This is a genomic window from Actinoplanes sp. SE50/110 (assembly GCF_900119315.1).
Classification (GTDB): domain Bacteria; phylum Actinomycetota; class Actinomycetes; order Mycobacteriales; family Micromonosporaceae; genus Actinoplanes.
Map to the genome: position 1 here is coordinate 1,014,935 of NZ_LT827010.1, position 24,811 is coordinate 1,039,745.

The window sequence follows — 24,811 nt, forward strand, 5'->3', positions numbered from 1 at the left end:
CTGAGGAGACGCACTGCCATGCACCAGAACTCGCCGACCAGCACCCAGGCCACTACGGCGCTCACGCCTGAGCTCATCGGCTCCCAGGCAGTGCTCACGCCGGACGCCGTAGCCGTCGTCGACGGCGTCCGGCGGCTGACCTACCGGGAGCTGGACACCCGTTCCGCACAATTCGCCCATCACCTGCGGGAGCGGGGCGCCGGCCCGGGCACCCACGTCGGGGTGCTGCTCGGCCGTGGCCTCGACCTGATCGCCGGACTGCTCGGCATCTGGCGGGCCGGCGCCGCCTACCTCCCGCTCGACCCGACGCACCCGCAGGGCCGGCTGACCGGCATCCTGACCGCCTCCGGCTGCGGGCTCGTGCTCTGCGACCCGGCGGACGCCGTCCGGGTGACCACGGCCGGCGCCGAGCCGGTGCACCTGAGCGCGGCGGCCGGGCACCCGGCCACCGCGCCCGCGGTCGACCGTGGCGCCGACGACATCGCGTACGTCGAGCACACCTCCGGCTCGACCGGCGTCCCGAAGGGCGTCGTGGTCACCCACGGCGGCCTGGCCAACCTGCTCGGCTGGGCGACCGGGGACGTCGGGATCGGGGCGGGCGACCGGGTGCTGCAGCGCACCTCACTGGTCTACGACGCGCACGCCTTCGAGATCTTCGCCCCGCTGACCCGCGGCGGCACCCTGGTGCTCGCCCCGGCCGGCGACACTGCCCCGGCCACCCTGCTGCGGGTGATCGCCGAGCACGCGGTCACCGTGCTGCAGGTCGTCCCGTCGATCCTGCACACGCTGGTCGAGGAGGACGGCTGGGCCGGCTGTGGCACGCTGCGCACCGTCGTCTCGGGCGGCGAGCAACTGCACGCCGAGCCGGTCGAGCGGCTGCGCCGGCTGGTCCCCGGCGTGGTGGTGTGGAACGTCTACGGACCCACCGAGACCACGATCAACTCGATCGCCACCCGGGTCGATCCCGCCCAGACGACCGGCCCGGTGCCGATCGGCCGGCCGCTGCCGCGCACCCGGGTCCAGGTGGTCGACGAGCACGGCCGGGTGGTCGGCGTCGGCGTCCCCGGTGAGCTGCTGATCGGCGGCGCCGGCCTGGCCCGCGGCTACCTCGGCCGGCCGGGGCTGACCGCGGAGCGGTTCCTGCCCGACCCGCTGGCCAAGGACGGCGGCCGGGTCTACCGCACCGGCGACGGCGTCCGCTGGCGTGCCGACGGGCAGCTGGAGTACCTGGGGCGGCTCGACGACCAGGTGAAGGTCAACGGGGTGCGGCTGGAGCCGGCCGAGATCGAGGCGGCCCTGGCCACCCACCCGGAGGTGGTGGCCGCCGCGGTCACCACGTACCGCCTGGCGGACGGCGCGGCCCGGCTGGTCGCCTACGTCGTGCCGCGCGGTGCGGCCGGCCGCGAACTGGACGCCGCGCTGCGTACCCACCTGCTCGACCTGCTGCCCCCGTCGCACGTGCCCGGCCGCTTCGTCCACCTGGCCGCGCTGCCGCAGGTGGCCAGCGGCAAGGTGGACCGTCGCGCGCTGCCCCACCCGGACGCGGCCGGGGCCGACGACCGACGCACCGGCGCGGTCCCGGCCACCCCGTCCGAGCTGCTGGTCAAGAACGCCTGGCAGCATCTCCTCGGGTCCACAGTAGAGGGCCGGGAGCTGACCCTGGAGGACGACTTCTTCCGGCTCGGCGGCACCTCGCTGCAGCTCACCAAACTGCTGTCCGACCTGCGCGGACAGACCGGCGCCGACCTCAGCCTGCGCTCGCTGCTCTACGCACCCACCCTGCTCGCCCAGGCCCGTCTGCTCGACGACGCCCGGGTCGGCGCCGCGCTGCCCCGGGTCCCGCGGGGCGGCGGGGTGCCGCTCTCCAGCGGCCAGCAGCGCCTGTGGTTCATGGACCGGCTCAACCCGGCCAGCCCGGAGTGGATGGCCGGCCTGCTGTTCCGGCTCCCGGCCGGCGCCGACCGGACCCTCGCCGAGCAGGCCCTGAACGTCCTGGTGGCCCGGCACGAGTCGCTGCGCACCCGGTATGCCGAGGTGGCCGGCGAGCCGCGTCAGTTCATCCGCCCCGAGGTGCTCATCGAGGTGGCCGAGCAGCAGGTCAGCCCGGCCGGCCTGGCCGACGCGCTGGCCGACCTGCTGGGCCGCGGGATCGCGCTGGGCGGCGACGAGCCGCTGCTGCGCGCGGTGGTGCTGGACGTCGCCGACGGCCGCCGCCTGCTCGCCGTCGCGATGCACCACATCACCACCGACGGCTGGTCGGCCGCCGTGTTGGAGCGCGAGTTCGCCCAGGTGATCGGCGCGCTGGTGGCCGGGCGCAGCCCGGCGCTGCCGGCGCTGCCGGTGCAGTACGCGGACTTCGCCGCCTGGCAGCGCGACCGGCTCACCGACGAGGTGGTGGAGGCCGAGCTCAGCTACTGGTCGACCGTGCTGGACGGGCTGCAGCCGCTGACCCTGGCCACCGACCGGCCCCGCCCGCGGGTCCGCGACGGCAGGGGCTCGATCGTCCCGATCACCGTCGCGCCGGCGCTGGTCCGCTCGCTGGACGCGCTCGCCGCCGAGGCCGGCACCACCCGGTTCACCACCATCCTGGCGCTCTACGCCACCGTGCTGGCCCGGTTCAGCGGCCAGTGGGACATCCCGATCGGCACCGTGGTGGCCGGGCGCGGCCGAGCCGAGCTGGACGGCGTGGTCGGCTTCTTCCTGAACAACCTGGTGCTGCGCTGCCGGCTCGACCCGGCGGCCGGCGTGGCCGAGTCGGTGGCCCGGCTCGGCACGGTCACCCGGGACGCCTTCGCCCACCAGGAGCTGCCCTTCGACGTGCTGGTCGACCGGCTGGTCCCCGAGCCGGACCTGTCCCGCACCCCGCTCTACCAGGCCGCCTTCGACCTGCACGGGGCGGACTTCAACGAGACCGTCGACGACGACCTGGGCGCGATCCGGGAGATGTGGCGGGTCACCCACACCGACCTGACCCTGCTGCTGCGCCCGACCGCGGACGGCGGGCTGGTCGGTGGCCTGGAGTACGCCACCAGCCTGTTCGACGAGGAGACCGCGGACCGGATCGCGGCCACCCTGGAGCACGCGCTGACCGAGGCGGCCGCCGCCCCGGGCACCCCGCTGGGGCTGCTGGACACGCTGACCGACCAGGACGCGTACGACCTGCGGCTGTGGAGCCGCGGCGAGCCGGCGATCGACGGCGGACTCGTGCCGGCCGGCGTGGTCGAGCAGGCCGGCCGGACGCCGGACGCCGTCGCGGTGCGTGGCGACGGCTTCGCGCTGACCTTCGCCGAGCTGCTGGACCGCGCCGGCGCGGTGGCCGGTTCGCTGCGCTCCGCCGGGGTGGGCCGGGGCGACCTGGTCGGCGTGCTGGTCGAGCGTGGCCCGTGGCTGCACGCCGCGCTGCTCGGCGTCTGGCTGGCCGGCGCCGCGTACGTCCCGGTGGATCCGGACTTCCCGGTGACCAGGGCCCAGTCGATGCTGGCCGGCGCCGCCGCGCTGGTCACCGACGCGTCCCGGGCCGGGGTCTTCGACGGGCCGGTCACCGTGCTCGAGGAGCTGGTGCCGGCCGCCGTCGCGCCGGCCGCCATCGACCCCGACGAACTGGCGTACGTCATCTACACCTCCGGTTCCACCGGCCGCCCCAAGGGCGTCGCGGTCACCCACCGCGGCCTGGCCAACCACGTCAACTGGGCGGTCCGTGACCTGGCCCGGGCCGGTGACGGCGGCGGCGCGGTGTTCTCCTCGGTCGCCTTCGACCTGGTCGTCCCGAACGTCTGGGCGCCGCTGCTGGCCGGCCGGCCGGTCCACCTGTTGCCGCAGGACCTGGACCTGGCCGAGCTGGGCTCGCGGCTGACCGCGGCCGGGCCGTTCAGCTTCCTCAAGCTGACCCCGGGCCATCTGGAGGTGTTGTCCCACCAGCTGTCCCCGGGCGAGGTGCGGGATCTGGCCGGCCGCATCGTGGTGGCCGGCGAGGCACTGCAGGGCACCCTGGCCGCCCGCTACTCGCCGTCCGGCCGGCTGATCAACGAGTACGGCCCGACCGAGGCCAGCGTGGGCACCTGCATCCACCCGGTGCCGGCCGATCCGGGCACCGGCGTGGTGCCGATCGGCTCGCCGCTGCCCGGCATGGTGATGCGGGTGCTCGACGACCGGCTCCTCCAGGTGCCGGTCGGCGGGCTCGGCGAGCTCTGTGTCGGCGGCACCGGCGTGGCCCGCGGCTACGTGGACCGCCCGGCGCTGACCGCGGCCCGGTTCGTGCCGGACCCGTACGGCCCGGCCGGCTCGCGGCTCTACCGCTCCGGCGACGTGGTCCGCTGGCGCGGCGACGGTGCGGTGGAGTTCCTCGGCCGCTTCGACGACCAGGTCAAGATCCGGGGTTACCGGGTGGAGATCGGCGAGATCGAGGCGGTGCTGCGCGAGCACGCCGGGGTGGCCGACGCCCGGATCCTGGTCGACGACCAGGGCGGGGTGAAACGGCTGGTGGCCTGCTGGGTGCCGGTCGGGCCGGAGCCGGTCGGCGACGACGAGCTGCGCGAGCACTGCGCCGGTCTGCTGCCCGACTTCATGCTCCCGGCCGCGTTCCTGTCGATCGCGGCGATCCCGCTGAACGCCAACGGCAAGGTCGACCGGGCCGCGCTGCCCGACCCGGCCCCGCGGCCGGAGAGCCGGGACGCCGAGCCGCTCTCCCCGGTCGCCGAGTTCGTCCAGCAGCTCTGGCGTGAACGGTGCGGGATCGTGGCCGGTCCCCGGGAGAACTTCTTCCACGCCGGCGGCAACTCGATCATCGCGATCCGGTTGATCGCCGCCATCCAGGACGAGTTCGGCGTCACGCTGCCCGTCCGCGCCGTCTTCGAGGGCCCGACCGTGGTCGAGATGGCCCAGCTGATCGAGAACCTGATCCGTGACGAGATCGAGCAGATGTCCGATTCCGAGGTCGTCGCGGACCTCACCCTGAGCGAGGAGCCGCAGGCATGAGCGAGCAGTCCACCCTGAGCACCTCCGAACTGCGGGCGGAGCTGCTGCGCAAGCGGCTCGCCGGGCAGTCGGGCGGCGTCCGCCGGGACGGGATCCCGCGCGCCGATCGCAGTGCGACGCTGCCGCTGAGCCACGGCCAGCAGCAGATGTGGTTCCTCAGCCGGCTCGACCCGAACAGCACCGAGTACCTGGTGCCGCTGATGATGCGGCTCCTCGGCCCGCTCGACGTGGACGTGCTGCGCCAGGCCTGGCAGCACGTCTGCGCCCGGCACGAGGTGCTGCGCACCCGGATCGAGCTGCGCGGCGTCGAGCCGGTCCAGGTGATCGACGACCCACGGCCGGTCGGGCTGCCCGAGATCGACCTGCGTGACGTGCCGGACGGGCTGCGCGACGACGAGGCGATGGCGTTGATCCGCCGGGACCTGCAGGCGCCGTTCGACCTGGCCGCCGAATGGCCGGTCCGCGGAGCGCTGCTGCGCCTCGGCGAGGACCACCACGTGCTGGCCGTGGTCTTCCACCACGTGGCCTGTGACGCCTGGTCGACCCGGATGTTCGGGGCCGAGCTGAGCGCCGCGTACAACGGCCTGCTCCGCGGGGACGGGCTGTTCCTGCCGGACGTCCCGGTGCAGTACGCCGACTACGCCCAGTGGCAGAGCGGTCAGATCGCCGGCGACCGCGGCGAGCGGGACCTGGCCTACTGGCGGAGCCGGCTGTCCGGCCTGGAGCCGATCACGCTGCCGACCGACCGGCCGCGTCCGCCGGTGCGCACCCACGACGGCGCCGACGTGGTCTTCGACGTACCGGCCGCGCTCGGCGACCGGGTCCGGGAGCGGGCCCGTGAGTTCGACACCACGCCGTTCACCGTGCTGCTCAGCGCGTACCAGGTGATGCTGGCCAAGTTCAGCGGCAGCGACGACGTCGCGGTCGGCACCGTGGTGTCCGGCCGGGCGCACGCCGACCTGCAGCGGGTCTTCGGCTACTGCATCAACACCCTGGTGATGCGGGCCGAGTGCGACGGCGAGAGCTCCTTCGCCGACCTGCTGCGCCGCGGCCGGGCCACCGTGCTGGACGCCTTCGACCACCACGCGGTGCCGTTCGCCCGCCTGGTCGACGAGCTGCAGCCGGACCGCGACCAGTCCCGCACGCCGATCTTCCAGACCGCGTTCACCCTGCACGAGTACCGCCTGGACGTGCTGCAGTTCGCCGGCCTGACCGCCGAGCCGTTCGGCGCCGAGGACGGCATCGCCAAGTACGACCTGACCCTGCAGATGCAGGAGCGGCCGGACGGCACCATCCACGGCCGCCTGCAGTACGCCACCGCGCTGTTCGACCCGGCCACCGCCGCCCGGCTGGCCACCGCGTTCCAGCGGGTGCTGAGCGCGGCGGTGACCGACCCGTCGGTCCCGGTCGCGCACATCGAGGTGATGTCCCCGGCCGAGCGGGCCACGGTCGTGGTCCCGCCGGTGGCCAGCCCCGAGGTCGACGTGCTGGCGCACGAGTTGTTCGAGACGTTCGCGGAACGCACCCCCGACGCGGTTGCCGTCGTGGCGGGGGACTCCCGATTGTCGTACGCCGAGGTCAACGCCCGGGCGAACCGCCTGGCATGGCTGCTGCGCGACGCCGGGGTGGGCGCCGAGGACCTGGTCGGCGTCCACCTGGAGCGGGGCGCCGACCTGGTCCCGGTTCTGCTCGGGGTGCTCAAGTCGGGGGCCGGCTATCTGCCGCTCGACCCGGCGAACCCGATGGAGCGCCTCGGTTACGTGGTCAACGACGCGGGCGCGCACATCGTGGTCACGTCGGCCGAGTTGGCGCCCGGCCTGGCCGAGGTGTTCCACGGGCGGCTGATCATTCTGGACGAGCTGGCCGAGGACGGCCGGGTGGACAACCCGCCCGTGGTCGCCACCCCGGCGAACCTGATCTACACCATCTACACCTCCGGATCGACCGGACGACCCAAGGGCTGCATGCTCACGCATGCCAACGTCGTCCGGCTGATGCGGGTCTGCGAGTCCGAACTGGACATCACCGCCGATGACGTGTGGTCGATGGTGCACTCGTACGCGTTCGACTTCTCGGTGTTCGAGCTGTGGGGCGCGCTGATGTTCGGCGGCACGGTCGTCCTCGTCGAGAAAGAGGTCGCCCGCTCGCCGGAGGACCTGCTGCGGCTGCTGGTCGACGAGCAGGTCACGGTCCTGTCGCAGACGCCGACCGCGTTCCGGGGCCTGACCCAGGCGCCGCGGCCGGCGGATCTGGCGCTGCGCTCGGTCGTCTTCGGTGGCGAGAAGCTGGAGGTCGGCGAGATCACCTCGTGGGCCGGCCAGGTGGCGCTGGTCAACATGTACGGGATCACCGAGACCACGGTCCACGTCACGGTGCACGAGCTCACCGCGGCCGACCTGGCCACGCCGGCGATCAGTCCGGCCGGGGTGGCTCTGCCCGACCTCGCGGTCTACCTGCTGGACCGCTCGGGTCAGCCGGTCCCGGCCGGCGTGCCCGGCGAGATCCACGTGGCCGGCCCGGGCGTGGCCCGCGGCTACCTGGGCCGGGCGGCGCTGACCGCGCAACGGTTCGTCCCGGACCCGTTCGGCGCTCCCGGCACCCGGATGTACCGCAGTGGTGACCTGGCCCGCTGGAACTCCCAGGGTCGCCTGGAGTTCCTCGGCCGGGCCGACGACCAGGTCAAGATCCGTGGTTTCCGGATCGAGCTGGGTGAGATCAGCGCCGCCCTTTCCGCCTGCGCCGGCGTCCACGACGCGGTCGCGGTGCTGCGCGCGGAACGGATCGTCGGCTACCTGGTGACCGAGGACGCCGTGGACCGCGCCGCGATCCGCGCCGAGCTGGGCCGCACCCTGCCCGACTACATGATCCCGGCCGCCCTGGTCGAGATCGACGCGATCCCGCTGACCGCCAACGGCAAGCTGGACAAGCGCGCGCTGCCCGCCCCGGACGGCGCCCAGCTCCGGTCCGCCGGCGAGTACGTCGCGCCGCGCACCGCCACCGAGCAGGACGTCGCCGGTGTCTGGAAGGCGGTGCTGGGCGTCGACACGGTCGGCGTCACCGACAGCTTCTTCGAGCTGGGCGGCGACTCGATGCGCGCGGTCGCCCTGGTCGGCGCGCTGCGCGAGGCCGGCTACCAGGTCAGCGTCCGGGACGTGTTCGAGCACCGCACGGTGGCCCGGCTGATCGAGTTCGCCGGTGAGGCCGGCGCCGACGCGGTGGACCGGCCGGTGCGGCCGTTCGAGCTGATCGACGAGGCCGACCGGGCGCTGCTGCCGGAGGGCGTCGTGGACGCCTACCCGCTGGGCCAGAACCAGCTCGGCATGGTCATCGAGATGCTGGCCGACGACGGGCAGAACAACTACCACAACGTCTCGGCGTACTGGATCCACGACGAGCGGCCGTTCTCGCCGGAGGCGTTCACCGAGGCCGGCCGGATCGTGGTGGCCCGGCACGAGGCGCTGCGCACCTCGATCGAGCTGACCGCGTACTCCCGGCCGATGCAGCTGGTGCACGCGCACGCGGAGATGACCACGGACGTCTGGGCGACCACCGGGACGACCGCCGAGCAGGTCCGCGAGGAGGTGGCGGCGTTCGGCGCGCGGGAGCGCACGCACCCGTTCGACCTGAGCGTGCCCGGCCTCATGCGCTTCCACGCCCACCCCACCGACCTGGGCGGCTGGTGGATCTCGCTGGTCGAGTGCCATCCGATCCTGGAGGGCTGGAGCTACCACTCGCTGCTGATGGAGTTCGTCACCACCTACCTGACGCTCAGCGCCGGGGAGGTCCCGGAGACGCCCGAGGCGCCGCGGGTTCGGTTCGCCGACGCGATCGCCGGTGAGCTGGCCGCCCTGGAGTCGGCCGGCGACCGGGAGTACTGGCGTGGTGTGGTGCGCGCGCACGCCCCACTGACCCTGCCGGTCAGCTGGGGTGACCCGGAGGCGGTGGCCGGATCGCCGTACAAGACCGGCTTCTCCTGGCGGGACCTGGAGTCCGGGCTGCGCGCGCTGGCCGCCGCGACCGACACCTCGCTGAAGGCGATCATGCTGGCCACCCATCTCAAGGTGATGAGCCAGCTGACCGAGGAGGAGTCGTTCCACAGTGGCCTGGTCTGCGACGTCCGGCCCGAGGTGACCGGCGCCGACCGGGTGTACGGCATGTTCCTCAACACCCTGCCGTTCCCGCACACCCGGGGCGCCCGCACCTGGGGCGACCTGGTCCGCGGGGTGTTCGCCGCCGAGGTGGACCTGTGGGGTCACCGCCGGTTCCCGCTGCCCGCGGTGCTGCGCGAGTGGCCGGGCAGCGGCCGGCTGATGGACGTGTACTTCAACTACCAGGACTTCCGCCAGGTGGACACCGAGGTGGTCGACGCGGCGTCGGGCATGGACGACAGCCCGACCGAGTTCCCGCTGACCGTCGCCTCCCGCGGCGGATACGTGATCCTGACCGCGAACCGCCGCCACCTGACCCCGGCGGCCGCCGACAACCTGGCCGCGATGTACCGCGCGGTGCTGCAGAGCATGGCCGCCGAGGGGGAGCGCGGCGACGCGCTCAAGGCGTACCTGTCGCCGACCGAGCGGGCCGCGGTCACCGCGCCGCCGGCCCCGCGGGACTCGGCCGATCTGCTGGCGCACGAGCTGTTCGAGGCGCGGGTCGCGGCCAACCCGGGGGCGATCGCGGTCGTCGCGGGGGACGTCGAGCTGTCGTACGCCGCGGTCAACGCCCGGGCCAACCGGCTGGCCTGGCGGCTGCGCGACGCCGGGGTGGGTCCGGAGGACCTGGTCGGCATCCACCTGGAGCGCGGCCCGGACCTGCTGCCGACGATCCTCGGCGTGCTCAAGTCGGGCGCCGGTTACCTGCCGCTGGACCCGGCGAACCCGCTGGAGCGGCTCGGTTACGTGCTGGCGGACGCCGGCGCGCGGCTCGTGGTCACCTCCGAGGCGCTCGCGTCCGGGCTGGCCGACGTCTACCCGGGGGACGTGATCCTGGCCGGCGAAATCGACGGGACCAGGGTCGACAACCCGCCGCGGGCGTCCACACCGGACAACGTGATCTACACGATCTACACGTCCGGGTCGACCGGCCGGCCCAAGGGTGTGGTGCTGACCCACCGCAACGTGACCCGGCTGCTGGACACCGCGCAGGACCACTACCGGTTCACCGACGCGGACGTCTGGTCGATGGCCCACTCGTACGCCTTCGACGTGTCGGTCTTCGAGATGTGGGGCGCGCTGGCCTTCGGCGGCCGCCTGGTCGTGGTGCCGCGCAGCGTGGCCCGCTCACCCGAGGACTTCCTGCAGCTCCTACTCGACCAGCGGGTCACCGTGCTGTCGCAGACCCCGACCGCGTTCCGTTCGGTGGTCACCGCGGCCGCCGAGGGCGACCCGCGGATCGACCGGCTGGCCCTGCGCGCGGTGGTCTTCGCCGGCGAGAAGCTGGAGGTCGCCGAGCTCAAGCCGTGGGTCGACCGGGTCGGCCTGCAGCGGGTGGCGCTGGTCAACATGTACGGGATCACCGAGACCACCGTGCACACCACCTACCACCGGCTGGACGCGCAGGACATCGCCGACCCCGGGATGAACCGGGTCGGCGACCCGCTCGCCGACCTCGCCGTCTACCTGCTGGACGCGGCCGGGCACCCGGCCCCGTCCGGGGTGACCGGCGAGATCCACGTGGCCGGGCCCGGCGTGGCCCGCGGCTACCTGGGCCGCCCGGCGCTGACGGCGCAACGGTTCGTGCCGGACCCGTTCGGCCCGGCCGGCAGCCGGATGTACCGCAGCGGCGACCTGGCCCGCCGCCGCCCGGACGGCACCCTGGAATTCCTCGGCCGCGCCGACGACCAGGTGAAGATCCGCGGTTTCCGGATCGAGCTGGGCGAGATCAGCGCGGTGCTGGCCGGCTGCGACGGGGTCCGCGAGGCGGTCACCGTGGTGGCCGCCGACGGCCGGCTGGCCGGCTACCTGGTGCCGGCCGAGGGCGCGACGCTGGACACCCGGGCGATCCGCGAGGCCATCTCCCGGACGCTGCCCGAGTACATGGTGCCGTCGGCGTTCGTCGAGATCGACGCGATCCCGCTGACCACCAACGGCAAGCTGGACCGTCGGGCGCTGCCCGCCCCCGGCGAGCAGACGTACGACCAGGACCGCTACGTCGCCCCGCGCACCCCGGACGAGGAGCGGATGGCGGCCGTCTGGGCGCACGCGCTCAAGCTGGAGCGGGTCGGCGTCGAGGACGACTTCTTCGAGCTGGGCGGCGACTCGATCCGGGCGGTCAGCCTGGTCGGCGCGCTGCGCTCGGCCGGGTTCGCGGTCGGCGTGCTGGACGTCTTCGAGCACACCACGGTCGCGGCGCTGTGCGCGTCGGCGACCGGCGCCCCGGTGCCGGTGACCCCGGTCCGCTCGGTGGCGCCGTTCGCACTGATCGACGCGGTGGACCGGGCGCGGCTCCCGGAGGGGCTGGACGACGCGTACCCGCTGCTGCAGTCGCAGACCGGCATGCTGGTCGAGACGCTCGCCTCCGGCGCGCAGGCCAACTACCACGACTTCACGTCGTTCCTGGTCCGCGACGACGCGCCGTTCGACGCCGGCCTGTTCCGGCAGGCGGTCGAGCTGGTCGGGCGCCGCCACGACATCCTGCGCACCTCGGTCGACCTGACCGGATACCGGGTGCCGATGCAGCTGGTGCATCACGAGGTCACCATCCCGGTGGCGGTGCACGACCTGCGCGACGTGGCGCCGGCCGACCTGCACGAGCGGCTGGTGGCGTTCGCCGCATCCGAGCGGGCCAACCCGTTCGACCTGGCCTCGCCGCTGCCGCTGCTGCGGATCACCGTGCACCTGCAGACCGACCGGGCGTGGCGGCTGTCGTTCACCAAGAGCCACGCGCTGTTGGAGGGCTGGAGTTACCACCAGCTGCTCAAGGAGCTGGTGGAGGTGGTGCGGGCGCTGCGCGACGGCGCCGAGATCCGGTACGACGCGCCGCCGGTCCGGTTCGCCGACACGGTCGCCGCCGAGGTGGCCTCGCTCGCCTCCGACGCCGACCGGGACTTCTGGCACGGCCTGGTCGGCGAGTACGAGCCGCTGGCCCTGCCCGAGGACTGGCACGGCGACCTGGGCGCGCCGGCCGAGCGGATCGACGCCGGGTTCTCCTTCGCGGACCTGGAGCCGGGCCTGCGCGACCTGGCCGCCGCCACCGGGGTGCCGTTCAAGGCGGTGCTGCTCGGCGCCCACCTGAAGGTGCTCAGCCAGCTGACCGGCGCGGAGAGGTTCTTCACCGGCCTGGTCGGGCACGTGCGGCCCGAGGTGACCGGCGCGGAGCGGCTGATCGGCATGTACATCACCACGCTGCCGCACCCGTTCGCCCGGGACGCCGCCACCTGGGGCGACCTGGTCCGCCGGGTGTTCGCCGACGAGACCGCGGCGTGGCCGCACCGGGCGTATCCGATGCCGGCGATCGCGTCGGCCGGCTCCCGCCTGATCGACACGTTCTTCAGCTACCTCGACTTCCACCTGCTCGACGACGGCGACGTGGTGGACGAGGGCAACGGGATCAACCGCACCGCGATGGAGTTCGGGCTGGCGGTGACCGCCATCGGCGGCGTCCTCGGCCTGCGCAGCAACACCCACCTGCTGTCCCGGGAGAACATCGACCGGATCGCCGCCATGTACCGGGCCGTGCTGGAGAGCATGGCCGCCGACGGCGACCGGGGCGACGCCCGGGCCACCTATCTGTCCGCGGCCGAGCGCGCCACCGTGGTGATCCCACCGGTGCCCGGTCCCGGGGCCGAGGCGCTCGCACACGAGCTGTTCGAGGCCCGGGTCGCGGAGACCCCCGACGCGATCGCCGTCGTGGCGGGGGCGTCCCGGCTGTCGTACGCCGAGGTCAACGCCCGGGCGAACCGCCTGGCGTGGCTGCTGCGCGACGCGGGGACGGGTCCCGAGGACCTGGTCGGCGTCCACCTGGAGCGGGGCGCCGACCTGGTCCCGGCCCTGCTGGGGGTGCTCAAGTCGGGGGCCGGCTACCTGCCGTTGGATCCGGCGAACCCGATGGAGCGGCTCGGTTATGTGGTGAACGACGCGGGCGCGGACATCGTGGTGACCACGGCCGAGCTGGCCCCGGCCCTGGCCGAGGTGTTCGACGGCCGCCTGATCATCCTCGACGAGATCGCCGGCGACGACCGGGTGGACAACCCGCCCACGGTGGCGACGCCGGACAACGTGATCTACACGATCTACACGTCCGGGTCGACCGGACGGCCCAAGGGCTGCGTCCTGACCCATGCCAACGTCGTCCGGCTGATGCGGGTCTGCGAGTCCGAACTGGACATCACCGCGGACGACGTGTGGTCGATGATGCACTCGTACGCGTTCGACTTCTCGGTGTTCGAGCTGTGGGGCGCGCTGATGTTCGGCGGCACGGTGGTCGTGGTGCCGCGCGGTGTGGCCCGCTCGCCGGAAGACTTCCTGCGGCTCCTGGCGGACGAGCGGGTCACCGTGCTGTCCCAGACGCCGACCGCGTTCCGGGCGCTCACCCAGGCGCCGCGGCCGGCGGATCTGGCGCTGCGCTCGGTCGTCTTCGGTGGCGAGAAGCTGGAGGTCGGCGAGGTCGCCTCGTGGGCCGGCCAGGTGGCGCTGGTCAACATGTACGGGATCACCGAGACCACGGTCCACGTCACGGTGCACGAGGTGGACTCCGGCGACCTGGCGAACCCCTCGGTCAGCCCGGCCGGGGTGGCGCTCGCCGACCTGGCCGTCTACCTGCTCGACCCGGCCGGTCAGCCGGTCCCGGTCGGCGTGCCGGGCGAGATCCACGTGGCCGGCCCGGGCGTGGCCCGTGGCTATCTGGGCCGGGCGGCGCTGACCGCGCAGCGGTTCGTGCCGGACCCGTTCGGCGCGCCGGGCACCCGGATGTATCGCAGTGGTGACCTGGCCCGCTGGACCTCAGAGGGTCGCCTGGAGTTCGTCGGCCGGGCCGACGACCAGGTGAAGATCCGCGGCTTCCGGATCGAGCTGGGTGAGATCAGCGCGGCGCTCTCCGCCTGCGACGGGGTCGCCCAGGCGGTCACCGTGCTGCGCGAGGACACCCCCGGCGACAAGCGGCTGGTCGGCTACCTGGTGCCGGCCGCCGGGCAGCGGACCGACCCGCGGGCGATCCGCGCCGAGCTGGCCCGCACCCTGCCCGACTACATGGTCCCGGCCGCCCTGGTGGAGATCGACGCGATCCCGCTGACCACCAACGGCAAGCTGGACAAGCGGGTGCTGCCGGCCCCGGACAGCACCTCGGCGGCGATCGCCACGGTGGCCCCGCGGACCCCGCTCGAGCAGCAGCTCGGGCTGATCTGGGGGCAGGTGCTGGGTCTGGACCAGGTCGGTGTCGAGGACTCGTTCTTCGACCTGGGCGGCGACTCGATCCGGGCGGTGTCGCTGGTCGGCGCGGTCCGGGCGGCCGGGCACGACGTCTCGGTCACCGACGTGTTCGAGCGGCGCACGGTCGCCGGGCTGGCCGAGCTGATCGGCAGCCGCACCGCGCCGGCCCGGCCGCACCGGGCGGTCGAGCCGTTCGCGCTGATCGGCGCGGCCGACCGGGCACTGGTGCCGGCCGGGGTGAGCGACGCGTACCCGATGCTCCAGGCGCAGGCCGGCATGCTCTTCGAGCTGGAGGCCGGCGAGGTGGCGCACTACCACAGCACCGGTGGCTACAAGGTGATCGACGACGCGCCGTTCGACCCCGAGGCCCTGCAGGCGGCGGTACGCGTCGTCTGCGGCCGTCACGAGGCGCTGCGCACGTCGTTCGACCTGTCCACCTTCTCGATCCCGCTGCAGCTGGTGCACGAGCGGGCCGAGCCGCCGGTCGGCGTGGTCGACCTGCGTGGGTTGGACGCCGAGGCGCTCGACGCCGCGCTGCGTGAGCACGTGGCGGGCGAGCAGGCCCGGCCGATCGACCCGGCCGCGGTGCCGCAGCTGCGGCTCGGCGCACTGGTCGCCGACGACGGCTGGTGGCTCGCGCTGTCCCGGTCGCACATGATCACCGAGGGCTGGAGTCAGCACGAGATGCTGATGGAGCTGGTCGAGTGCTACCGCGCGGTCCGTGACGGGCGTGCCCCGGCCCGGCCGGAGTCGGTCGAGGTCCGGTTCGCCGACACCGTCGCGGCCGAGCTCGCCGCCCTGGAGTCGCCCGCGGACCGGGCCTTCTGGCAGGGCGTGGTGGACGACCGGGCGCCGTTCCGGCTGCCCGCCACCTGGGGTGACGCCGACGGGCCGGACGAGGCCTACCAGCTCACCGTGCCGGCCATGGACCTGGAGGTCCCGCTGCGCGCGCTGGCCACCCAGGCCCGGGCGTCGGTCAAGAGCGTGCTGTTCGCCGCCCACCTCAAGGTGCTCAGCCAGCTCACCAACGAGCCGGCCTTCCACGCCGGGCTGGTCTGCGACACCCGGCTGGAGGTACTCGGCGCCGACCGGGTGCACGGGATGTTCCTCAACACCCTGCCGGTCCCGTACGACCGGTCCGCGGCCACCTGGTCGGGCCTGGTCCGCGCGGTCTTCGACGCCGAGGTGGCGCTCTGGCCGCACCGCCGGTTCCCGATGGCCGGGGTGTCCCGGCTGGCCGGCGGCTCCGGACGCCTCGTCGACGTGATCTTCAACTACCAGGACTTCCACAACCTGGACGCCGAGAAGATCGACCTGAGCGCCGGGTTCGGCTCCGGCTCCAACGAGTTCGGGCTGACCGTCACCACCTCCAACGGCGGTCTCACCCTGAAGACCCGCACCTCGCTGCTGTCCCGGGCGAACGCGGAACGGCTCGGCGCGATGTACCGCGCGGTGCTGGAGGCGATGGCCGCCGACCCGGCGGGCGACGCCACCGGGGTGTTCCTGCCGGCCGGCGACGACGAGCGAATCACCGCCTGGGAACCGGCCACCGACGGTACGGTCACCGACGTGCCGGTGCCGGTGCTGCTCGCCGAGCAGGCGGCCCGGACGCCGCACGCCCCGGCGGTGCGCGGCGACGGCTTCGAGCTGACCTTCGCCGAGCTGGTCGGCCGGGCCGGTGCGGTTGCCGCGGCGCTGCGGGCCGACGGGGTCGGGCGGGGTGACCGGGTCGGTGTGCGGGTCGAGCGGGGACCGTGGCTGCATGCCGCGCTGCTCGGGGTGTGGTTCACCGGTGCGGCCTACATCCCGATCGACCCGGGCTTCCCGGACTCCCGGGTGGAGTCCATGCTGGCGGGCGCCAGGGCGCTGCTCACCGACGAGTCGGTGGCGGCCCTGGGCGAGGCGGCGGTCACGCCGGCCGAGATCGACCCCGATGAGCTGGCGTACGTCATCTTCACCTCCGGCTCGACCGGAAAGCCCAAGGGCGTCGCGGTGTCGCATCGCGGACTGGCCAACCACGTCGGCTGGGCGGTGCGGGACCTCGCGTCGGCCGGTGACGGCGGCGGCGCGGTCTTCTCCTCGGTCGCCTTCGACCTGGTGGTGCCGAACGTCTGGGCGCCGCTGCTGGCCGGCCAGCCGATCCTGCTCCTCCCGCCGGACCTGGACCTGTCCGAGCTGGGCGCGCGGCTGCAGGCGGCCGGGCCGTTCAGCTTCCTCAAGCTGACCCCGGGCCACCTCGAGGTGCTCTCCCACCAGCTGAGCCCGGAGCAGGTGCGTGACCTAACCGGCCGGATGGTGGTCGCGGGTGAGGCACTGCCCGGCGCGCTGGCCGGCCGGTACTCCGGCTCCGGCCGGCTGATCAACGAGTACGGGCCGACCGAGGCCAGCGTCGGCACCTGCATTTATCCGGTCCCGGCCGACCCGGGCACCGGCGTGGTGCCGATCGGGTTCCCGCTGCCCGGCATGGTGATGCGGGTCCTCGACGAGCGGCTGAATCGGGTCCCGGTGGGTGCCCTGGGCGAGCTGTTCGTGGGTGGTACGGGTGTGGCCCGCGGCTACGTGGACCGGCCCGGGCTGACCGCGGCGCGGTTCGTGCCGGATCCGTATGGGCCGGCGGGGACGCGGTTGTACCGGACCGGGGACGTGGTGCGGTGGCGTGGCGACGGCGTCGTGGAGTACCTCGGGCGTTCGGACGATCAGGTCAAGATCCGGGGGTACCGGGTGGAGATCGGGGAGATCGAGGCGGTGCTGAACGAGCACCCGCGGGTGAGTGAGGCGCGGGTGGTGCTCGCGGCGGATCGGCTCGTCGCGTACGTGGTCGGCACGGTAGTTGATCTTCGTTCGTACTGCGAGCAGCGGTTGCCGGAGTACATGGTGCCGGCCGGCTTCGTGGAGCTGGACGTGATGCCGCTGAACGCCAACGGCAAGCTCGACCGGCGGGCCCTGCCGGAGTACGCGCCGGAGGCCGCCGGGTCCACCGACGACACCCCGATGACCGCGGTCGAGACCGCCGTCGCCGAGGCCTGGGAGCGGGCGTTGAACACCGCCCCGATCCGCCGCGACGACCGCTTCTTCGAGCGGGGCGGCGACTCGATCCGGGCGGTCGCGGTGGTCGGCGCGCTGCGCGGCCGCGGCTACGACCTGACCGTGCGCGACGTCTTCGCGCAGCGTACGGTCGCCGACCTGGCCGCGGTGCTGGAGACCAGGGGTATCACGGCGGAGGCGCCGGCCCCCGGGGTCGCCCCGTTCGCACTGATCAGCGCGGCCGACCGGGCACTGCTGCCGGCCGGCACGGCGGACGCCTACCCGCTGGGCGAGGTCCAGCTGGGCATGGTGGCCGAGCACTACGCCAGCGGTGACAAGCGGGTCTACCACAACGTCGCGGCCCGGCGGATCAGGGACGACCGGCCGTTCGACGAGGCCGCCTTCCGGCGGGCCGTCGAGGTGATCACCGCACGGCACGAGAATGTGCGGACGTCGGTGCACCTCACCGGCTACTCCACCCCGCTGCAGATCGTGCACGCCGCGGCCACCGTTCCGGTGCGGGTGGTCGACGCCCGCGGCGTGGCCCGGGCCGAGGGGGAGCGGCTGCTCACCGCCGAGGTCGAGGCCGAGCGCGCCGACGTGCTCGACTTCCGGGCCGCGCCGCTGATGCGGCTGGCCGCCCTGGTGGAGAGCGACACCTCGTGGTGGCTGCTGATCACCTACTCGCACGTGATCACCGACGGCTGGAGCAGCGCCACCTTCGAGATGGAGCTGGCGAACGCCTACCGGGAGATCCGGGACAGCGGCGCGCCGGCCGGATACGAGCCGCCGGCGGTCCGGTACGCCGACGTCATCGCAGGCGAGCTGGCGTCGCTGCGCGACCCGGCGGACGCCGCGTTCTGGCGGCGCGTCGTCGACCGGCATGCCCGCTTCGACCTGCCGGTCGGATGGGCCGGGACGGCCGGGGCGGACGCCGAGCCGTACAGCGTGGGAGTTCCGATCGACGACCTCGCCACCGACCTGCGGGCCCGCGCGGCCGAGGCCGGGGTGCCGTTCAAGACCCTGCTGCTCGCCGCCCACCTCGAGGTGCTCTCCCGGATCACCGACGCGCCGGCCTTCCACACCGGCGTGGTGTTCCACGGGCGGCCGGAGGCGGTCGGCGCGGACCGGGTGCTCGGCATGCACCTCAACTCGCTGCCGTTCCCGCACCGGGCCGGCGCCGGCACCTGGCGCGAGCTGCTCACCGCGGTCTTCGAGCAGGAGACCGAGGTGTGGGCGCACCGGCAGTACCCGCTCTCCCGGATCCAGCGGGACGCGGCCACCGGGGGTCGGCTGATCGACGTGCTCTTCAACTACATCGACTTCCACCAGGTCGACGGCGAGGTCGTCGACCAGGGCGTGGCGGTCAACCAGCGGGCCAACGACTTCGGTCTCTCGGTGCACGCGCACGGCGACCGCCGGCTCGGCATCGCGACCGACAGCGGGCTGCTCGCCCCGCGGTACGCGGAACAACTCGCGGCGATGTACCGGTCGGTCCTGACCGCGATCGCCGCCGGACTCGACGAGGAGACGACCGTGCCGGTCGCCGCAGAGGAACCTGACCAGGGAACGCTCGCCCATGAGCTCTTCGAGGCCCGGGTGGCCGCGCAACCGGACACGGTCGCGGTCGTCGCGGGGGACATCGAGCTGTCGTACGACGAGGTCAACACCCGCGCCAACCGGCTGGCCTGGCGGCTGCGCGACGCCGGGGCGGGCCCGGAGGACCTGATCGGCGTGCACCTGGAGCGGGACGTGGACCTGGTCCCGACCCTGCTCGGGGTGCTCAAGTCGGGTGCCGGTTACCTGCCGCTGGACCCGGCGAACCCGCGGGAGCGGCTCGGATACGTGCTGGCGGACGCCGGCGCGCGGATCGTGGTCACCTCGGCGGAGCTCGCGCCCGGGCTGGCCGAGGTCTACCAGGGCCGGGTGATCCTGGTCGACGAGGCGGGCGAGGGCCGGACCGACAACCCGCCGCGGGTGTCCACTCCGGACAACGTGATCTACACGATCTACACGTCCGGGTCGACCGGCCGGCCCAAGGGTGTGGTGCTGACCCACCGCAACGTGACCCGGCTGCTGGACACCGCGCAGGAGCACTACGCGTTCGACGACGCGGACGTCTGGTCGATGGCCCACTCGTACGCCTTCGACGTGTCGGTCTTCGAGATGTGGGGCGCGCTGGCCTTCGGCGGCCGCCTGGTCGTGGTGCCGCGGGACGTGTCCCGCTCACCCGAGGACTTCCTGAACCTGCTGGTCGACCAGCAGGTGACGGTGTTGTCCCAGACGCCCACCGCGTTCCGCTCGGTGATCACCGCGGCGGCCGCCAAGGACCGCCGGATCAAGCTGCTCAGCCTGCGGGCGGTGGTGTTCGCCGGGGAGAGGCTGGAGGTCGCCGAGCTCAAGCCGTGGGTCGAGCAGGTCGGCCTGGGCCGGGTGGCGCTGGTCAACATGTACGGGATCACCGAGACCACCGTGCATACCACGTACCACCGGCTCACCAAGCGGGACCTGGCCGCCGGCGCCGGCAACCCGATCGGCCGCCCCCTCTCCGACCTGGTCATCCACCTGCTCGACGAGGACGGGCGGCCGGTGCCGGCCGGGGTCACCGGCGAGATCCACGTGGCCGGGCCCGGCGTGGCCCGCGGCTACCTGGGCCGGGCGGCGCTGACCGCGCAACGGTTCGTGCCCGACCCGCTCGGCGCCCCGGGCAGCCGCATGTACCGCAGCGGCGACCTGGCTCAGCAGCGTCCGGACGGCACGTACGACTTCGTCGGGCGGGCCGACGACCAGGTCAAGATCCGGGGCTTCCGGATCGAGCTCGGCGAGATCAGCGCGGCGGCGGCCGCCTGCGACGGGGTCCGCGAGGCGGTCACCGTGGTGGCCACCGACGGCCGCCTGGTCGGCTACCTGGTCCCGGACGGGGAAGCGGCGCCGGACGTGCGGGTGGTGCGCGAGACCCTCGCCCGGACGTTGCCGGAGTACATGGTGCCGGCCGCGTTCGTCGCGATCGCGGCGATCCCGCTGACCACCAACGGCAAGCTGGACAAGCGGGCGCTGCCCGAGCCGGCCGCCGAGCAGTGGCGCGGCGCGGCGGAGTACGTCGCCCCGCGCAGCCCGCTGGAGGCCTCGGTCTCGCAGATGTGGCAGGCGGTGCTCGGCATCGACCGGGCCGGCGTCACCGACGGCTTCTTCGACATCGGCGGCGACTCGATCCGGGCCGTGGTGCTGGTCGGCACGCTCCGGGACCACGGCTTCGCGGTCGAGGTCAAGGACCTGATGCGGTATCCGGTGCTGGGTGACCTGTGCGCGCTGCTGAGCCGGCGGGCGGGCGGCCCGACGCCGCCCCCGCCGGTGCGGCCGTTCGCGCTGCTCGGCGAGGCCGACCGGGCTCTGCTGCCGGCCGGGCTGGACGACGCGTACCCGCTGCTCATGGCGCAGACCGGGATGCAGGTGGAGATGCTGGTCGGCGGCGAGCACCCGCCGTACCACGTGGTGACCAGCGTGCGGATCCGCGACGACCGGCCGTTCGACGCGGAGCGTTTCCGGGCCGCCGCGGCCCGGCTCGCCCAGCGCCACGACGTGCTGCGCAGCAGCGTCAGCCTGGACCGCTACTCGGTGCCGATGCAGCTGGTGCACACCGAGGTGCCGGTACACGTGCCGGTCGAGGATCTGACCGCGCTCACCGAGGCGCAGGCGGCGGCCGCGATCGAGCGGTTCGTGACCGAGGCCGGGCGCCTGCCGCTCGACCCGGACGGCCCGCCGCTGCTCAAGCTGGCCGTGCACCACTGCGCGGACGGCTGGCAGCTGACCGCGATCAACTCGCACGTGGTGCTCGACGGGTGGAGCCGGCGGACGCTGTTCGTCGAGCTCTTCGAGCTCTACCACGGCCGGGACGACTGGGCCCCGCCGTCGGTGCGCTTCGCCGACACGGTCGCCGCCGAGCTCGCGGCCCTGGCCTCCCCGCAGGAGCAGGAGTTCTGGCGCTCGCAGGTGGCCGACTGCCCACGGTTCGCGCTTCCGGCGAACTGGGGCGCGCCGGCCGAGGAGCCGGGCGGGACGATCGTGCTGGACATCCCGTTCGCGGACCTGACCGACGGGCTGCGCGCGGTGGCCGCCCGGGCCGGCGCCCCGATGAAGAGCACGCTGCTGGCCGCACACCTGACCGTGCTCGGCGGACTGACTCCGGAGCGCTCCTTCCTGTCCGGGCTGACCCATCACGTCCGGCCCGAGTCGGCCGACGCGGACCGGGTGCACGGCATGTTCCTCAACGTGCTGCCGCTGCGCCACGACCGGGGCGCGCGGACCTGGCGGGAGCTGGTCGCGGCCACCTTCGCCCGGGAACGGGAGGTGTGGGCGCACCGGCACTTCCCGATGCCGCAGATCGAACGCAGCTACGGCGAGGGCGGCCGGATGATCGAGGCCTACTTCAGCTTCCACGACTTCACCGGGATGGGCTCCAGCCTGGATGGTGGGGTGGCGGTCGGCGACAGCCTGGGCCACAGCAGCAACGAGTTCGGGCTGTCCATCTCCACCGGGCCGGGCCTGCTGCATTTGCGCTGCAACCTGGGGCTGGTGTCCCGGGAGCACGCCTCGCGGCTGGCCTCGATGTACCGCGCGGTGCTGGAGGCGATGGCCGCCGACGCCGAGGGCGACGCCACCGGGGTGTTCCTGCCGGTCGGCGAGGCCGAGGTGGTGGCCGGCTGGGAACGCCCGGCCGAGGAGGCGGTGACCGCGCGACCGGTGCCGGTGCTGCTGGCCGAGCAGGCCCGGCGGACGCCCGGCGCGCTGGCCGTCCGCGGCGAGGGCTTCGAGCTGTCGTTCCGTGAGCTGGTCGGCCGGGCCGGTGCGGTTGCCGTGGCGTTGCGGGCCCAGGGGGTCGGGCGGGGTGACCGGGTCGGTGTGCGGGTCGAGCGGGGACCGTGGCTGCATGCCGCGCTGCTCGGGGTGTGGTTCACCGGTGCGGCCTACATCCCGATCGACCCGGGCTTCCCGGACTCCCGGGTGGAGTCCATGCTGGCGGGCGCCAAGGCGCTGCTCACCGACGAGTCGGTGGCGTCGCTGGAGGAGGCGAGCTTCACCCCGGCCGAGATCGACCCGGACGAGCTGGCGTACGTCATCTTCACCTCCGGCTCGACCGGAAAGCCCAAGGGCGTCGCGGTCACCCACCGCGGACTGGCCAACCACGTCGGCTGGGCGGTCCGCGACCTGGCGGTGGCCGGCTCCCTGGTCGGCGGCGGCCGGGGCGGCGCGGTCTTCTCCTCGGTCGCCTTCGACCTGGTGGTGCCCAACGTCTGGGCGCCGCTGCTGGCCGGGCAGCCGGTGGAGATGCTGCCCCCCGATCTGGACCTGTCCGAGCTGGGCGGGCGCCTGCACTCGGCGGGACCGTTCGCCTTCCTCAAGCTGACCCCGGGTCACCTCGAGGTGCTCTCCCAGCAGCTGACCCCGGAGCAGGTGAGCGACCTGGCCGGCGTGATGGTGGTGGCCGGCGAGGCGCTGCCCGGTTCGCTCGCCGGGCGTTACTCGCCCGCCGGGCGCCTGGTCAACGAGTACGGGCCGACCGAGGCCAGCGTCGGCACCTGCGTGCACCGGGTGCCGGCCGAGCCGGGCACCGGGGTGGTGCCGATCGGGTTCCCGCTGCCCGGCATGGTGATGCGGGTCCTCGACGAGCGGCTGAATCGGGTCCCGGTGGGTGCCCTGGGCGAGCTGTTCGTGGGTGGTACGGGTGTGGCCCGCGGCTACGTGGACCGGCCCGGGCTGACCGCGGCGCGGTTCGTGCCGGATCCGTATGGGCCGGCGGGGACGCGGTTGTACCGGACCGGGGACGTGGTGCGGTGGCGTGGCGACGGCGTCGTGGAGTATCTCGGGCGTTCGGACGATCAGGTCAAGATCCGGGGGTACCGGGTGGAGATCGGGGAGATCGAGGCGGTGCTGAACGAGCACCCGCGGGTGAGTGAGGCGCGGGTGGTGCTCGCGGCGGATCGGCTCGTCGCGTACGTGGTCGGCACGGTAGTTGATCTTCGTTCGTACTGCGAGCAGCGGTTGCCGGAGTACATGGTGCCGGCCGGCTTCGTGGAGCTGGACGTGATGCCGCTGAACGCCAACGGCAAGCTCGACCGGCGCGCGCTGCCCGAGCATTCGCTGTCGTCCGACGACTTCGAGCCCCCGGCCACCGACACCGAACGCGGTCTCGCCGAGATCTTCGCCGAGCTGCTCGGAGTCGAACGGTTCGGCCGCGGCGACGGCTTCCTGGCCCTCGGTGGCCACTCCATCCTGGTGATCAAGGCGGTCGCGGCGGCCCAGCGCAGGGGGCTTCCACTCACCCTGTTCGCGATGTACCAGCACCGCACCCTGGCGGCGGTCGCCGAGGAGGTGGACGCGCAGCTGGCGGCCACCGCGGCGACCAAGGCCGCACCGCCGGTCACCGCGCCCGGTCTGGTCTCCCGCCAGGACTGGCAGGACGCCATGGAGCGGCACCACGTGCCGGGGCTGAGCGTCGCGGTGCTGGCCGGTGGCGAGTTGGTCGAGGTGGAGACCTTCGGGCAGGCTGCGGCCGGAGTGCCGGTCACCGGGCGTACCCCGTTCCAGGCCGGGTCGCTGAGCAAGCACCTCACCGCGCTGGCCGTGCTGCGGCTGGTCGACGAGGGCCTGCTCGACCTGGACCGGGACGTCAACCGGTATCTGGCCGGCTGGCGGGTGCCCGCCGGGGACCGTCCGGTCACCCTGCGGCACCTGCTGGCGCACCGGTCCGGCCTGTCCTCCACCCCCGGTGGCGGCTTCGTCCCGGGTGAGCCGGCGCCGTCGCTGACCGGGCTGCTCGACGGCGCGGCCGGAGCGGTCAGCCGGATCGCCGAGGCGGGCGCGTCGTTCCGCAAGGCCAACGTCCACTACGTGGTGATCGAGCAGGTGCTGCGGGACGTCACCGGGGAGCCGTTCGACGCGCTGATGGGCCGGCTGGTGCTGGAGCCGCTGAACATGGCGGACAGCAGTTTCGACCAGGACTACCCGGCCCGGGCGGCGAGCCCGGTGGCGCACGGTCACGACACCGCCGGTGAGCCGATCGCGGGGGGCTGGCGGATCCGGCCCGACGCCGCCGCGGCCGGTCTCTGGTCGACCCCGGCCGACCTGGCCCGGGTGGCGATCGAGCTGCGGCGCTCGGCGCTGGGCCGGCCGCTCGCCCTGCTCCGGCGGCAGACCGCGGAACTGATGCTCACGCCGTACCCGGACAGCCTTTACGGGCTCGGCACGGTGGTGGACAGCACCGAGTTCGGGCACGCCGGCACCCCGGTGGGCTACCACAGCCTGTCGGTCATCTCGCTGAACTCCGGTGACGGGCTGTGCGTGATGACCAACGGCGAGGCGGGGGAGCAGGTGGTGAAGGCCGTCGTGGCACGGCTGCGCCGCCACTAGGAAGTCCAAATCGGCCGGTCGGTTCGCGTGTCGAGCCGGCCGGC

General features: G+C 73.8%; 2 protein-coding genes. Both read left to right on the plus strand.

What is annotated here, in order from left to right; all coding sequences use genetic code 11:
- Positions 1-18: 18 nt before the first annotated feature.
- Positions 19-4,974 (plus strand): non-ribosomal peptide synthetase, encoded by a 4,956-nt coding sequence (locus ACSP50_RS04565; protein WP_014687983.1) that lies wholly within the window; start codon positions 19-21, stop codon positions 4,972-4,974.
- Positions 4,971-24,767, plus strand: a complete 19,797-nt coding sequence (locus ACSP50_RS04570; protein WP_014687984.1) for a non-ribosomal peptide synthetase — start codon at positions 4,971-4,973, stop codon at positions 24,765-24,767. Before ACSP50_RS04565 ends, ACSP50_RS04570 begins: the two co-directional genes overlap by 4 nt.
- The last annotated feature ends 44 nt before the right edge of the window (positions 24,768-24,811 follow it).